The organism is Shewanella sp. Sh95 (assembly GCF_001308045.1).
Lineage (GTDB): Bacteria > Pseudomonadota > Gammaproteobacteria > Enterobacterales > Shewanellaceae > Shewanella > Shewanella xiamenensis.
The window spans coordinates 1-438 of record NZ_LGYY01000120.1; the positions used below are offsets into that span (position 1 = coordinate 1).

The 438-nt window shown below is 47.5% G+C and carries 1 tRNA gene; it reads left to right on the forward strand.

Annotated elements, in window-relative coordinates:
• Nucleotides 1–120 precede the first annotated feature (120 nt).
• A tRNA-Glu gene (locus AEA42_RS08985) sits at nt 121–196 on the forward strand.
• Nucleotides 197–438: the final 242 nt, after the last annotated feature.

Genomic DNA, 438 nt, shown 5'->3' on the forward strand with positions numbered 1-438 from the left:
TCGCATCCCCTAGGGGATACCACTCTATCCCTAATAAGATAGAGTGCATCCCAAATGACTAACGAGTTGTTTGAGATAAATAGCAAGACCTCAGTTATGAGGAAAAACATAAGTCCTTGTGTCCCCTTCGTCTAGAGGCCTAGGACACCGCCCTTTCACGGCGGTAACAGGGGTTCGAATCCCCTAGGGGATACCACCTCAACTAAGGTTAACCGCTAACGTTAGTTGAAGACAATAAACCATCGAAAGATGGTTTTTTTGTATCTATTATTTTATCGTGCCACAAGCCACAAGCCACAAGCCACAAGCCACAAGCCACAAGCCACAAGCCACAAGCCACAAGGCACAATCCATATGCCTTAAGCCACAACCCTCAAGCTACATGCCACACTCTCTATCGGTATCCGCTGTTCCCTAGCGGAAGAGACCATCCTGATG